At 60.5% G+C, this 13,727-nt stretch carries 16 protein-coding genes; 6 read left to right on the forward strand and 10 right to left on the reverse strand.

Annotated elements, in window-relative coordinates; translation table 11 throughout:
- Nucleotides 1-93 precede the first annotated feature (93 nt).
- Nucleotides 94-672, reverse strand: a complete 579-nt coding sequence (locus DHN55_RS15765; RefSeq protein WP_108882414.1) for a TetR family transcriptional regulator — start codon at nucleotides 670-672, stop codon at nucleotides 94-96.
- Nucleotides 673-838: 166 nt separating this feature from the next.
- Here DHN55_RS15765 and DHN55_RS15770 point away from each other — a divergent pair, with 166 nt between their 5' ends.
- Complete coding sequence (locus DHN55_RS15770; protein WP_108882415.1) at nucleotides 839-1,207, forward strand: SPW repeat domain-containing protein; 369 nt, start codon at nucleotides 839-841, stop codon at nucleotides 1,205-1,207.
- A gap of 90 nt (nucleotides 1,208-1,297) precedes the next feature.
- Here the strand turns inward: DHN55_RS15770 and DHN55_RS15775 are convergent, their stop codons facing one another.
- Entirely contained in the window at nucleotides 1,298-2,191 is an 894-nt protein-coding gene (locus DHN55_RS15775; RefSeq protein ID WP_337660389.1) for a LysR family transcriptional regulator, read from the reverse strand.
- A 104-nt stretch (nucleotides 2,192-2,295) separates the two neighbouring features.
- On the opposite strand from DHN55_RS15775, the gene DHN55_RS15780 reads away from it, so the two are divergent.
- Nucleotides 2,296-3,216, forward strand: coding sequence for a DMT family transporter (locus tag DHN55_RS15780; protein WP_337660390.1), 921 nt, complete (start codon nucleotides 2,296-2,298; stop codon nucleotides 3,214-3,216).
- On the opposite strand, the gene DHN55_RS15785 is transcribed toward DHN55_RS15780, so the two are convergent.
- The gene (locus DHN55_RS15785; RefSeq protein ID WP_108882418.1) at nucleotides 3,213-3,836 is read right to left on the reverse strand and encodes an FCD domain-containing protein; all 624 of its coding nucleotides are present in this window, start codon (nucleotides 3,834-3,836) and stop codon (nucleotides 3,213-3,215) included. The genes DHN55_RS15780 and DHN55_RS15785 overlap by 4 nt on opposite strands.
- Nucleotides 3,837-3,907: 71 nt before the next feature.
- Between DHN55_RS15785 and DHN55_RS15790 the strand changes: the two genes are divergently transcribed.
- Entirely contained in the window at nucleotides 3,908-4,402 is a 495-nt protein-coding gene (locus DHN55_RS15790) for an OsmC family protein (RefSeq protein ID WP_108882559.1), read from the forward strand.
- On the opposite strand, the gene DHN55_RS15795 is transcribed toward DHN55_RS15790, so the two are convergent.
- The 7 genes from DHN55_RS15795 to DHN55_RS15825 all read right to left on the reverse strand — a co-directional run bounded on the left by DHN55_RS15795 (nucleotide 4,395) and on the right by DHN55_RS15825 (nucleotide 11,192).
- Nucleotides 4,395-5,309: an HAD-IIA family hydrolase gene (locus DHN55_RS15795; RefSeq protein ID WP_337660391.1), complete on the reverse strand. Its 915-nt coding sequence runs from the start codon at nucleotides 5,307-5,309 to the stop codon at nucleotides 4,395-4,397. The two genes, DHN55_RS15790 and DHN55_RS15795, sit on opposite strands and share 8 nt — an antisense overlap.
- An 18-nt stretch (nucleotides 5,310-5,327) precedes the next feature.
- Nucleotides 5,328-6,191: an endonuclease/exonuclease/phosphatase family protein gene (locus tag DHN55_RS15800; protein WP_108882420.1), complete on the reverse strand. Its 864-nt coding sequence runs from the start codon at nucleotides 6,189-6,191 to the stop codon at nucleotides 5,328-5,330.
- The gene (locus DHN55_RS15805) at nucleotides 6,188-7,018 is read right to left on the reverse strand and encodes a carbohydrate ABC transporter permease (protein WP_337660392.1); all 831 of its coding nucleotides are present in this window, start codon (nucleotides 7,016-7,018) and stop codon (nucleotides 6,188-6,190) included. The genes DHN55_RS15800 and DHN55_RS15805 overlap by 4 nt, the downstream gene beginning before the upstream one ends.
- On the reverse strand, nucleotides 7,015-7,878 hold the full coding sequence (locus DHN55_RS15810) for an ABC transporter permease subunit (protein WP_108882422.1): 864 nt from the start codon (nucleotides 7,876-7,878) through the stop codon (nucleotides 7,015-7,017). Before DHN55_RS15810 ends, DHN55_RS15805 begins: the two co-directional genes overlap by 4 nt.
- Nucleotides 7,879-7,977: 99 nt before the next feature.
- Entirely contained in the window at nucleotides 7,978-9,270 is a 1,293-nt protein-coding gene (locus DHN55_RS15815) for an extracellular solute-binding protein (protein WP_108882423.1), read from the reverse strand.
- A 102-nt stretch (nucleotides 9,271-9,372) separates the two neighbouring features.
- On the reverse strand, nucleotides 9,373-10,410 hold the full coding sequence (locus DHN55_RS15820) for an ATP-binding cassette domain-containing protein (protein WP_108882424.1): 1,038 nt from the start codon (nucleotides 10,408-10,410) through the stop codon (nucleotides 9,373-9,375).
- Nucleotides 10,407-11,192 carry a DeoR/GlpR family DNA-binding transcription regulator gene (locus DHN55_RS15825; protein ID WP_337660393.1) on the reverse strand — a complete coding sequence of 262 codons (786 nt, stop codon included), beginning with the start codon at nucleotides 11,190-11,192 and terminating at the stop codon, nucleotides 10,407-10,409. Before DHN55_RS15825 ends, DHN55_RS15820 begins: the two co-directional genes overlap by 4 nt.
- Nucleotides 11,193-11,535: 343 nt before the next feature.
- On the opposite strand from DHN55_RS15825, the gene DHN55_RS15830 reads away from it, so the two are divergent.
- From DHN55_RS15830 to DHN55_RS15840, 3 genes are all read left to right on the forward strand, one after another.
- Entirely contained in the window at nucleotides 11,536-12,828 is a 1,293-nt protein-coding gene (locus DHN55_RS15830; protein ID WP_108882425.1) for an acyclic terpene utilization AtuA family protein, read from the forward strand.
- Nucleotides 12,825-13,196 carry an AtuA-related protein gene (locus DHN55_RS15835; protein ID WP_337660394.1) on the forward strand — a complete coding sequence of 124 codons (372 nt, stop codon included), beginning with the start codon at nucleotides 12,825-12,827 and terminating at the stop codon, nucleotides 13,194-13,196. The genes DHN55_RS15830 and DHN55_RS15835 overlap by 4 nt, the downstream gene beginning before the upstream one ends.
- Nucleotides 13,197-13,418: 222 nt before the next feature.
- On the forward strand, nucleotides 13,419-13,712 hold the full coding sequence (locus tag DHN55_RS15840) for a DUF4915 domain-containing protein (protein ID WP_337660420.1): 294 nt from the start codon (nucleotides 13,419-13,421) through the stop codon (nucleotides 13,710-13,712).
- The last annotated feature ends 15 nt before the right edge of the window (nucleotides 13,713-13,727 follow it).

Below are 13,727 nucleotides of genomic sequence, written 5' to 3' on the forward strand. Positions count from 1 at the left end.
GCATCAAGTTCCTGCGTGTAGGACGCACGTCCTAATTCAAATGATAATTAGGGCAACCGTCCTAATCTGTCAAGTACCGTAAATCATGCAGGCTCAGGCCAGCAACCGAAGGGAGGCAACGCTGCGTTTCAGCATGGCGACGGGCGCCTGCGACCTGGCCATGACCCGCGTACCGACATATTGCGTCGTCAGCATATCGGCCATTTGGCGTCGGGCGGCCGCATCAAGGCCGGCGTGAACCGGCGAGGCTTTCAGGGCAACTTCAAACCCCTTTTGCAGTTTGCCGAGCGTGCGGTGAACAGCATCGGCAATATCGGTATCTTCGGACGCCGGCCCGGCAGCGGCCGAGCAGGCGAGGCACCCGCGGCGGTCGCCCTTCCTGACGTCAGCGATGACATTGCCGAACAACGCCATGATCCGGTCCCAGCCGTCAGCGATATCAGGCCCTGACAACAGTCCCACGGCGGGAATGACATAGTCCTTTTCATAGCGCTCCAGCACCACCAGGTAGAGCGACTTCTTGTCGGTAAAAGCCTTGTACAGGCTGCCGCGGCTCAACCCCATGCCGGACAACAGGTCAGGCAGCGAAGCGCCCTCATAGCCGTGCTCCCAGAACACGTCCATGGCACCGCCAACGGCGTCTTCAACTTTAAATTCACGTGGCCGTGCCATCAGGTCGCCTTTTGTCTTTCAGTGCTTATCATCTAGTTATAAACCAAATGGTACACAATTCACGCATTCGTGTTTCAGTGTGTTTTGTACCAATTGGTTCCAAACTATAAAACTATCTCCAGATCACCGGGCAAAGCCGGTGCAACCCAACACAGGAGAGCCAACCATGTTACCCCGATTCATCACAAAGACCATTCATGCCTATCTCGATTATCCCGTCGCCATCAGCCTTGTCGCCATGCCGTTCATTCTCGGCCTCGGCAGCGTAAATCCGCTTGCCTTCTGGCTGTCGGTGGCAACCGGTATCGCCGCCTTCGTGCTGACCGTCCTGACCGACCATCACCTGGGCATCATCCGCGTCCTGCCCTACAAACTGCACCTGACCGTGGATTTCCTCGTCGGCCTGGTGTTTGTCGCCGCCCCGTTTGCGCTCGGACTTGCCGGGCTGGAAGCTGCCTATTACTGGGTTCTCGGCGGCACCGTGCTGGCCGTTGTCAGCCTGCACAAGCAAGAAGACACCCTGCAGACTGCCTGAGGCAGCCTGTTCGGGAAATACAACACCTGCCTCCAGGATGCCGCCGGCCTTGCGCCGGCGGCATTATCTATGGCGCTTCCCGCAATACATTCAGCGCTTCCGCCGTGCGTCCAGGAAATCGATGAACAGGCGCAACAGGTCGAGGTGGCGGTTGTGCTCGGGGTAATACAGGAAGAACGGCGGGTGCTCGAGGGCGAAGGCGTCCAGCACCGTCTGCAGCGTGCCTGCAGCCAGGTCAGGCTCGATAACCGCGCGCAGCGACCAGCCTATACCGTGGCCTTCGCGGGCTGCCTGCACAACCGACTGGAAACTGTCGAACACCAGGTTGGCGGCGGGATCGACGGTGAACACCTGACCGTCTTCGCGGAATTGCCAGTCGGCAACCTGGTTGGCGCTGATGAACCGGTAGCGAATACACTTGTGGACCAAAAGCTCGCGCGGACGCTCCGGGCGGCCATGACGGTCCAGATAGGCTGGCGAGGCTGACAGCGCTGCCATCAGCGGCGGTGTCAATCGTGTCGCCACCATGCCGTCGGCCAGCCGGTCGCCCAGCCGGATACCGGCATGAAATCCATTGCCGACAATATCGACCAGGGCCTCATCAAACGACAGCTCCAGCCGGACATCCGGGTGTTGGGCCTGAAATTCGGCCAGTACCGGCTCGATGGCAATACGGTAGGCGCTCCACGGCAGCGTCAGCCGCAATGTGCCGGTCTTCGCCCTGCCCGCCTCGCGGGCTTCGGCGATCGCCTCGTCGATCTGGGCAAAGGCCGGACCGGCCCGGTTCAAAAGGGCGCGTCCGGCGTCCGTCAATTCAATGGAGCGCGTGGTGCGGACCAGCAGGTTGACATCCAGTTCGCGTTCCAGCGCCTTGAGCCGGTAACTGACCGCAGGTGCGCCCATGCCCAGCAATTTGGCGGCCGAGCGCAGCGAACCCTGCCGGACGATGGCCAGGAATATTTCGATACCGTTGAAAGGTTTCATGCTCATTGTTCGAAAAATGACAATAGTGAGTTGCAAATGCAATGTCTAATTGAATAGTTATGCCTTACCTATGGTGGCCTCAAAACAACTGTCGAGGACATCTCATGACCACCTCATCTGTCACCTCCCGCCCCGACAATCCGGTCACGGGCGCCTGCCTGATTGTTTTCGCCGTGTTCCTGATGGCGCTGCAGGATGCCGTCATCAAGTATGCCAGCTCCGACCTGACACTCTGGCAACTCTATGTGCTGCGCTCCTTGCTGGCCCTGCCGGTGCTGGCGGTCATTGCCGGGTTGAAACGAACTACACCGGCCGTTCTGGCATCGGCTGCAGCGCGCTGGGTGACGCTGAGATCCTGCCTGCTGGTATTGATGTATGTTTCGCTTTACGCAGCCATTCCGGTGTTGCCGCTATCCACACTGGCGGCGGGGTTTTACACCGGACCACTGTTCATCGCGATACTGTCAGCAGTGCTGATCGGTGAGCCGGTGAGCACGCGGGGCTGGCTGGCGGTGGCCACCGGGTTTTCAGGTGTGCTGCTGATCATCAGGCCGGGTACCGATGAGTTTTCGCTGCTGGTCCTGCTGCCGGTCCTGTCCGGTTTGTTCTATGCCCTGGCCGCCATCCTGACCCGCGACCGTTGCCAGCACGATACACCCGTGGCGCTGGCGATTTCGCTGAACCTGGTTTTGCTCATCACCGGCGCGGCAGTCAGTGTTGTGCTGTTCGCCTGGCAACCGTCGGGCACAGTTCTTCCACCGTTCCTGTCGGGCCCGTGGGCCGCCATGACGCTGCGCGAATGGGGCCTCGTCATGGTGCTGGCGGTGCTGATTGTCGGCATAGGCGTCGGACTTGCTGCGGCCTATCAGGCTGCGCGCCCTGTGATCGTCGCCACGTTCGACTACAGCTACCTGATATTCTCCACGATGTTTGGGTTCTTGCTGTTCGCGGAGACCCCCGACCTGGCAACCGTCACCGGCATGGGCCTGATTGCCGGGGCCGGCCTGATTGTAGTGCGCAGCTAACTGCCGGACATGGCCTGAAGCAGTACATCCCTAGTCGCCGACAAATGCCTGCGCAGTGCCTTTTCACACGCAGTTGCATGCCCGGCGGCAAATTCCGCCGCGATTGCCTCGTGATCTTCCAGCCAGCGCGGCGTATGGGCCTTGAGGCTGTCGTACCCCTTGGCGTGGATCCGGCACAGATTGCGCAGTTCGCCGATCAGGCGGACATGGCGCGGCTTTGCGGCCGGCTGGTAAAGGGCTTCGTGGAAATCCCGGTCCCCTTTGCTCCAACCCGCCCTGCCCGCTTCCAGCGATGAGCGGCGCAACTGGTAGCGCACCTCGTCAACCTGCTCGGGAGACGCGGCTGCCGCAGCAGCCCGTACGCAATTGCATTCCAGCATGAGGCGCAGTTCGAACACTTCGCCGATTTCCGCTGGCGACAGGCTGACCACCCAGGCACCGCGATTGGGCCGGATCGTCACCAGCCGCTCTCCGGCCAGCGAGGCCAGCGCATCCCTGACCGGTATACGGCTGGCGCCGAAGCGCTCCGCGATACCAGCCTGGTGCAGTTCGGCCCCGGGCGGCAGCTCACCGCTCAGGATGTCGGCGCGCAGTGCGTCCACAATGGTGTTGTCAGTCACATTTTTCGCCTTGAAAACAGTCCATCAATCCATTAGCAAATATGTATACATGTATACATATGGAGTCAATCATGGCCAACAACCACACCTATACAAGCCGCGTCGAGTGGACCGGCAATACCGGCGAAGGCACCCGCACCTACAAGGGTTACGAAAGGACGTGGGATATTGCAGTGCCGGGAAAACCGGTCATCCATTGCTCGAACGACCCGCTGCTGGGCGGTGATCCAACGCTGATGAACCCGGAAGACCTGCTGATTTCGGCGCTGTCGGCATGTCACATGCTGTGGTACCTGCACCTGGCCAGCGTCGACAAGATTACCGTCCTGAGCTACCGCGACGATCCGGTGGCGCAAGGTGAAAACATGCCCGACGGATCGGGACGTTTCCTGAATGCAACCTTGCGTCCGCACATCACGGTCGAAGCCGGTTGTGACCTTGTCCGGGCCCACGACATTCACCACGATATCCACAAATACTGTTTCATCGCCCGCTCGGTGAACTTCCCGGTGAGCTGTGAACCGGTCATGACCGCCCAGCAGGGATTGAATGCAGACCCTAGATAGACGGGATGATGAAGTCCGGCACGATGCCCGAAGACTGCATCAGGGCATCGACGTCGAGATCCTTTACAAGACCGTGATCGGTCACCAGCACGGTGCGCCAGCCGGCGGCGGCACCGCCCAGGATGTCGGTGTGAAAACTGTCGCCGATCATGGCGATCCGGTGCGGGTCGACCGCCGGTTCAAAACGGCGCGCCACTTCTGAAAAGGCATTGCCGAACGGCTTGCCGTAAAACACCGGTTCAATCCCCAAAGCATCGGCAATCTCATGTGCGCAGGCACCGGGTTCAAGTGAAAGGCCACCTTCTCGAGGCGCAACTATGTCGGGATTGCCGACCAGTAGCGGACGTGGCCGCATTGCCACTGCTTCAGCAAGCAGGGACTGCAATTCAGGGGTCCAGTCCTGGCTGGAGAGCAGAATGAAACCGTCGCTGTAGTCAAATCCGGCCTTGTCGGTGAGGCGGTGACAACGACCCGGCAGCTCATCGATGTTGGATTGAAGCGGTGCCGCAACACCCCACCTCATTTCGCCGTCGTACGCCTTCAACCCACGTGTGAGCACTTCCCGGCTGCTGACGATTTCCGCCGCCTCGAACTGAAACCCGAGCTGCGAATACTTGTGCACAAGCCGGCCCAGCGGAACCGTCGCAGCATTGGTCAGGATGAGCAGTTGCTTGTTGGCCGCGCGCAACGCGTCAATGCGCGCGCGGGCACCGGCAATGGGTTCGTCGCCAACGTTCAGGACGCCAAACGAGTCGAACACGAATGCATCAAACTCATCCCTGAGATCATCAAGACTGGCGGCGCAGACCGGCTGTTCGGGGCACACTGCTCCGGGCAGCCTGGAGCGGACGTCCTCATAACGCTCAATCGCCCAGGAAGCAGACACGGTGTTTTCGGCAGCAAGCAAGATGGCAGCAATCTCCTGTCAGGGCGTACCGGCAATGCTCAGCATCAGCGGCTGGTGGTCGGAAGCATCGGTTTCGGTATCGACGCAAACGCCCTCAACCGCGCTCGCTGCGGCACCGGCAACAAAGAAGAAGTCACGGCAGTGCGGCCCTTGCGGCCATTGCACGGTGTCATGCACACCGCAGGTCGGGTCATGCGGGCGGTCGGCATGGGCAATCTGCCAGGCGTCGCGGAAGCAGACCGCGGCGCCATCGGCGGGGGACAGCATGGCAGCATATTCCGGTGATCCCGTCTCGATATTGAAGTCCCCGCACAGGACACAACTCTCCGGCCGGTCGAGAAAGCTGTAACTGCCGGCGTCATCATAATCAGGTCGACTGTGCGCAACAGCCGCCGCCTGCAGGTGCAGTTCACGCAGCCTTGCAATCTGTGCCAGCCGCTGTTCAAGCGAATGATACTCCAGATGCGTGTTCATCACCCGCAGCGAAGTGTTGCCGGTTGCAACCGTCACCTCGCTGACCTGGCGCGGCATCTGGCGCACGCCGGCATGGGGCGGCTGCGGCAAGGCGTGGTGAAACACGGAGACAACCGGCAAGCGGCTCAGCGTGGCATTGCCGTACTGCCACCGCGGTGCGCCCGGCGCGCGCCCCGCTTCTATGGCAACGCCGAAGATCACCTCATAGCCTGGAAACAGGTCAGCCAGCTCGGCGATCTGGTCAACGGCAAATCCGGCTCCTGACACCGGCAGATGCCGCGACACTTCCTGCAGGCAGATAACATCAGGCTCGCCCATGCGCGAGATCACCTCGGCGATACGCGGCAGGGACACAACGCCGTCCGCGCCCTTGCCGTTCTGGATGTTCCACGAGGCGACCGTGGTCATTTGATGCCCGCATACATGAACGACTGGACGAACTGGCGCTGGAACAGCAGGAAGGCAATCAGCAACGGTGCCACCGACAACAGGGTGGCGGCCGAAACGATGGACCAGTCGACGCCGGATTCCGGCGCGCCGAAAATACCCAGGCCCACGGTCAAGGGCCGGGTCTCGACCGAGTTGGTGATAACCAGCGGCCACAGGAAATTGTTCCAGTGGTGGCTGATGGACACCAGCCCGAAGGCCAGGTAGGTCGGCCGGGCCAGCGGCACATAGACCCGCATCAGGATGCCGAACAGGCCGCAGCCTTCCAGCCGGGCGGCGTCTTCAAGTTCCTTCGGCGTCGACTTGAATGCCTGGCGGAGCAGGAAGATGCCGAAAGCACTGGCCATGTAAGGCAGGCCGATACCGGTAATGGTGTCAACGAAGCCCAGTTTTGCCAGCGTGGAGTAGTTTTCGACGATCAGGATTTCCGGCGTGATCATCAGCTGAACCAGAACCAGTCCGAACGCGACATTGCTGCCGAAGAACTGGAACCGCGCAAAGGCGTAGGCTGCAAGTGTTCCCACAACCATCTGTGCGGCCAGCAACATGGTCACCAGCAGGAACGTGTTGATGCCGTAGCGCAGGAACGGCGCCTGCGACAGCGCTTCGCGGAAATTGTCCAGCGTCAGCGGCGCCAGCAACTCGAAATTCGTCGAGTATTCGCTGGGATGGAAGGCCGCCCAGAACGCATACAGCAACGGCGATATCCACAACACGGCGAGCACCCAGGCCCCGACAATCTCGAGGATTTCCGTATAATTGCGGCTTTTCATCTGCGATTTGCTCATCGGTAGTGTATCCGCCGGTCGAGCACGAAGAACTGTACCAGCGCCATGACCGCCAGCAGGCCCAGCAACACCACGGTCAGCGTGGCGGCATAGTTGGTGTCGAAATAGGAAAACGCATTTTCGAAAATGTAATAGAGCAGCAGGTTGCTGGCATTGTCCGGACCGCCCTTGGTCAGCACGAACAGATGGTCGACCAGCTTGAACGAGTTGAGCACCGCATTGATCAGCACAAACAGCGTGGTCGGCATGAGCAGCGGAAACACCACCCGGCGAAAATAGTACCAGCGCGATGCGCCTTCCAGCTTTGCCGCCTCGCCCAGTTCCGGCGGAATGTGCTGCAGCGCGGCCAGGTAGAAAATCATGAAGAAGCCGGCTTCTTTCCAGACCGTCATGACGATGATGGACGACAGGACCGTGTCGGGATCACCGAGCCAGTTGTGCCCGGAAAACCCGAACCAGCCGGTGATCTGGTCGATCAGGCCGATGTCGGGCGAATAGAAGAACAGCCAGATGTTGGCAACGGCAATCATCGGCAGGATGGTCGGGGTGAAGTACGCCATGCGCACGAATGAACGCCCCGGCATGGCGCGGTTGACCGCCAGCGCCATGATGATGGCGAGCCCGATGGAGGTCGGAATGGTGCCCAGCGCAAACCACATATTGTTGACCAGCACTTTCCAGAAGATCGGGTCCTGGGTCATGGCCTCGTAATTGCCCATCCCGATGAACCGTGACGGGCGCACGGAATTGCCTTTCGAGAAGAAACTGTTGATGAGGGTTGCAATGGTCGGATAGTGGGTGAACGACACCAGCAGGATGGCGGCCGGCGTCAACAGAAGCCAACCGTGCACATGTCTCATTGTGTCTCGCGACAGATGCATTCAACTCTTTCCGGTCCAGGGTCAGTGCGAGGGACACAGGGCGCGGGTGAATGCGCCCTGTGTCCGGTTTGTCAGATATCAGCGGTAAGGCTTGAGCAGGCGATCTGCAGTTGCCTGGGCTTCCTTCAGTGCGTCTTCGGGAGACTTGCTGCCGGTCAGCGCCGCCTGGATGGCATCGTCCAGTGACTTGCGCACACGGCCTGTCTCATAGGTCGACAGTTCGGCGGTTGCATAGTTCAGCTGGTCGCGGGCCACTGCCGCATACGGGAAACCCTTGACGTAGTCCTGCAGTTCGCTGGTGTCGTAGGCTGCCTGGCTGATGCCCATATAGCCGGTCTGCATGGACCAGTTGGCCGACTGGGCCGGACTGGTCATGAACTTGATCAGCTTCATGGACGCTGAGCGTTCTTCAGGAGACGTCTTCTTGAAGATGTAGAAGTTACCACCGCCGGTCGGTGTGCCGCGGCGCTTGTTGGCCGGCAGCATGGCGACACCGAAGTCAAATCCGGCCTTCTTCTTGACCGTGGTCAGATTGCCGGTGGAGTGCCACATGATGGCGGTCTTGCCTTCAAGGAAGTTCTTGCGCAGCGTTCCCCACTCGATGGTGCCTTCCGGCATCACCTTGTGCTTGCCGCCCAGGTCTTTCCAGAACTGCAGGGCTTCCACGGTCGCAGGCGCGGCAAAGTTGGTCTCGTTACCAGCGCCGTTCATCAGCACCTGGTCGTTCTGCATGGCAAGCGCGCCGAACATCCAGTACGGGTAGCCGGTCGACGGGATCATCATGCCCCATTGCGAGCCGTCCGCCTTGGTGAGCTTCTTGCCGGCGGCAACCAGCTCGTCCCAGCTTGCCGGTGCGTTCTCAGGGTCCAGCCCTGCGGCCTTGAAGGCATCCTTGTTGTAATACATCACGATGGTCGAACGCTGGAACGGAATACCCCAGGTCTTGCCGCTGGTGGTGCCGTTTTCCATCAGCGTCGGGTAGAAGGATTTCAGCCAGGCTTTTTCCTCGTCCGTCTGGACCACATCATCAAAGGCGACGATGGCGTCCTGTTCGATGAGTTCGTAAAGATCGATCGAGAACATGACCGACAGCTGGGCCGGCTGGCCGCTCTTGAGCGCGGCCAGCGCCTTGATGCGGGCATCGTTGTAGTTGCCGGCATAGATGGCGTTCACCTCGATGTCCGGGTTCTGCTTCATGAAGTCGGCGACCATGCCGTCGACGATCTTGGTCAGTGGCCCGCCGACTGCGACGGGATAGTACATTGTCAGTTTGGTCTTGGCGTACGCTGCGCCCGACAGGCCTGCTGCCAGTACTGACAGGCAAGCGGCAGCGACGACGCCGGCGATTGTCCTGGTGATGGATTTAAACATTAGTCACGACTCCTCTCCGTTTCTTTTTCTAATCAGCGGACCAGCGGTGCTGGTCCAGTTGCAGTTGCCGGCGCAACATTTCCATTGCGCCGGTGGTGACACCTAAGTGTCCGGGCTTCCCCGCCTGGTCCCCGTTTCGTCAAACACATGAACTTCATCTGCCGCCCAGGCGATGTTCAGCCTGTCGCCGGCGATCACTTGCGGACGGCCATGGATGCGCGCCATCACGACCTCGTCGGCATGACGTAGGCGCAATACCGTTTCGGCCCCCATATAGTCGGTTGACGCGACCTCGACCGGCAGTCCCTTGTCGGCAATCCGGATGTGCTCCGGGCGAATGCCCAGCATGCAGCCCGGTTCGGCCTTTGGCACGGCCCCTTTCGGCATCCCGGCGCCTGAAAGCTGATCCATGCGCAGCACGTTCATCGGCGGCATGCCCAGGAAACCGGCGGCAAATGTGGTGTCCGGCATTTCATAAAGCTCGCTGGGCGTCCCGGTCTGCTCGACCTGCCCGTCTTTTAGCAGCACCACTTGGTCGGCCATCGACATGGCCTCGATCTGGTCGTGGGTCACATACACCATGGTCAGCGCCAGCTTGCGCTGCAGAGCGCAAATCTCGTCGCGCATTTCAGCCCGCAGCTTGGCATCCAGGTTAGACAGCGGTTCGTCCATCAGGCACACCGGCTGGTTGGCCACGATGGTACGCGACAGGGCGACGCGCTGGCGCTGGCCACCGGACAGGTTTGCCGGCTTGCGGTCCAGCAGGTCGCCAAGCCCAACCATGTGGGCGGCTTCGGCCAGCCGCTTTTCCTGTTCAGCGGCGGGAACACGGCGAACCTTCAACCCGAACAGGATGTTTTCCCTGACGCTCAGGTGCGGGAACAGGGCGTAGGACTGGAACACCATCGACACGCCGCGCCTGGACGGGTCCTCGCGGGTCACATCACGCCCATCGATGAGAATTTCGCCGGCGCTGGCGTCCTCCAGCCCGGCAATCATGCGCAGGATGGTCGACTTGCCGCATCCCGACGGACCCAGCAGAACCGTCAGGCGGCCCTGGGGCACGTCGAACGACACGTCATCGACGGCCCGGACGTCGTCCCATTGCTTGACAAGATTGCTGATGCGAATGCCGGTCATGCCACCGCCTCTTCGCCACATACGATCAGCTCGGTGCCGGACGCCGCCAGGATCTTGAGGATGTTTTCCGGCGGGCGGGCATTGCAGAACACCTTGGTGGCCTCGCCGACACTGCCGCCACGGACATGGGCAGCCCGTTCGAACTTGGTATGGTCTAGCACCAGGAAGGTTTCGCGGCTGTTTTCGCGAATGAGATTGCGGGCCCGGACCTCTTCTTCGTAGAAGTCGAGCAGCGTGCCGTCTTCGGCGACGCCTGCGACACCAAAGATGCCGATATCGACCATGTAGGACGACAGGAAGCTTTCCATTCCCTTGCCGAGAATGTCGCGATCGGTATTGCGCAGCCGCCCGCCGGCAATATTGACCTCGAATGACAGGTTGCTGCAACACAGCATGGCAATGTTGAGATTGTTGGTGAACACCCGCAGGCTGTCATGCTTCAGAAGGGCTTCGGCGACAACCTGCGGCGTGGTGCCGATGCTGAACGCCAGCGACGACCCGTTGGCGATATGGCGGGCCACTTCCTGGCCGATGGCCTGCTTGGCGCGCCGTGCCAGTATCTGGCGGGATTCATAGGCGATATTCTCCGACCGGGTCGAACTCTCGATGCCGCCGTGACGCCGGCGGGCCAGGTTGTGGTCACACACCGCATTCAGGTCGCGCCTGATGGTCTGTGTCGTCAGGCCGAAATGCCCGGCCAGCTTCTCCACGGTCAAAAACCCGTGCTCACGCACCAGCTCCGCGATCTCGACCTGCCGCTCGGACAATTGCATGTCATGCATTTGTACGTCTCCCTCGAGCTTGATCGTGACACAGAATTTTCATGCGCGCATCAGAAATTTTCAAATGAACATTTTTTGACGGATTTTGCTTTCACTTGAATTTGACGTTTTTCAAACGACATACGCAATCGTTGGTGTTGAAAACGCTGACATTTCCGGAAAGTTCTGCCCGCCTCGTAAAACCGTACCTGCCGGGGATTTGTTACAGTGATATGACGTGCTTGTGCGTACGTGCATTTTCAATTCCATAACCGATGCAGAATCCCTGTATCATATGAACCTGTCACTGATGGCGAGACGGCGCGGCTGATACGGCCAGGCGCAACCGGGCGGGATTTGAACTGTGGGCGACGTACATATAGCGGCTGGGGCCGGGTTTTCGAACGACCGGCGTGAACTGGGTGAAATCGCCGCCCAGTCGCTGACCCTGTTCGAAGGCCACCGCTACCTGATTTTCGAATGCCTGGCCGAACGCACGCTGGCTCTGGCGCAAAGCGATGACGGCCAGCGCCGTCAAATTGAACGGGCCATCGGCTATCTGGAAGCCTGCATCAACACCTGCATCCTCAACAATATCAAGATCATCAGCAATTTTGGCGGCAGTGCGCCGAAACAGGTGGCCGAAGCCATTGCCGGTTTCCTCAAACAGCACAACCTGCGCCGCCAGGTCGGCTATGTGCTCGGCGATGAACTGCCGGTCAGCGACACCGAACATGACGGCCGCGCCATATCCCGCAATGCCTATATCGGTGCCAACGGCATTGTGGAGGCGCTGGATGCCGGGGCCGACATCGTGGTCACCGGGCGGGTTGCAGACCCGTCGCTGGTGGTCGGGGCGGTGGCGTTTGAGCACGAGCTGAAATGGATCGACTGGAACCGGCTGGCGCAGGCCACCCTGGCCGGCCACCTGATCGAGTGCGGCACCCAGGTCTGCGGAGGGTATTTTGCCGACACCGGCGCCAAGCAGGTGCCCGGCCTGACCCGGCTCGGTGCCCCGGTCGCCAGCGTTGCACGCGGACATGACCGTCTGACAATCAGCAAACCACTGGGCGGCGGCCTGCTTACGACGGCCACGGTGACGGAACAGATGCTGTATGAAATTCACGACCCGGCCCGCTACCTGACGCCGGACGTGGTCATGGATATCTCGGGCGTCGCCATGCAACTGACCGGCAACAACGAGGTGACGCTGACCGGTTGTGTCGGTCATGCCAGGCCGGACTGGCTGAAGACCCTGACCTGTGTCGATGAAGGCTGGATCGGCGAAGGCGAGATTTCCTATATGGGTGACACCTGCCTCGACCGGGCACAGATGGCGCGCACCATTCTCACGCAGCGGCTTGAAACAATCGCGCCTTCGGCAGCGCCGCATTTCGACATTATCGGCGCGATGTATGACGAGGCGAAAAACAACGCCGGACGCCCGCGCGACGTGCGCCTCAGAATGGCCGTCGCATCGCATGACCGGGCGCAGGTGCGCGCCCTGCTCGATGAAGTAGAGGCGCTTTACCTGAACGGCCCGGCCGGCGGCGGCGGCATCCGCCTCAATATCTCCGCCCGCACTGCAACCGTGGCGGGTGCGGTGCGCCAGAACGAGGCTGTCTCGCGCGGCTACCTGCTGGAGGATACGCCATGACGGACCTTGCGAAGGCCGGTGAGATGATCGCGGTCCGGCACCTGGCGCACGGGCGCGCCGGAGACAAGGGCAACCGGCTGAACATTTCAGTGATCGCGTTCGACCCGCAGCATTTCGATCACCTGAAAACCCATGTGACCGAAGAGCTGTGCGGGCGAGCTTTTGCGTTCAGCCCGCCTTCCGGCATCACACGATATGTGCTGCCGAACTTAGGCGCGATGAACTTTGTGCTGGAGGACGTGCTGGACGGCGGCGTCAATGTAAATCTGAGGCTGGACCGGCACGGCAAGACACTGTGCTACGCGCTGCTCGACATGCTGATCCCGGCACCGCCGGGCTGGGGCGACCAGGACCAGGGCAAAATGTGACCTCCACAACCATCACGGCTGGCACACCTACCCGCCAGTAATCAGCATAGTGATCGCGGAAGAACCCACTTTTGCGACGTACACGTCCTGCCAGGATTAGAATGTGGGGATTTCATGAGTCAAATCCTGACCTTAAGGGCGGAATCCAGCACTTTAGCTTAAGGGACAGCTACAACTTTTGGCTTCATCCGCTTTGAAGGACGTGTCGGCGTCGATGCCCACATCAATGTCGGCGTTACCAGCGACAATGAAGTCGTGTTCATCAACACAGCCTACAACTGCATCGCCAGGGTCTCGCCCGTTCACAGTTTCGAAACCGTGTGGAAGCCGGACTTCATCTCGTCAATCGTGGCCGAGGACCGTTGCCACCTGAACGGCATGGCCAGGCAGGGCGGCAAGATCGGCGAACTCTACGACGTCGCCGTCGTGCCGGACATGGCGTGTCCGAGATCCTACGGATTCCTCACCAATGATGTGCTGGGCATAATCACCAGGGACAACGACCAGACAGCCTGACAGGCTTGCGAGCCA

This window comes from Anderseniella sp. Alg231-50 (assembly GCF_900149695.1).
Classification (GTDB): Bacteria; Pseudomonadota; Alphaproteobacteria; order Rhizobiales; family Aestuariivirgaceae; genus Anderseniella.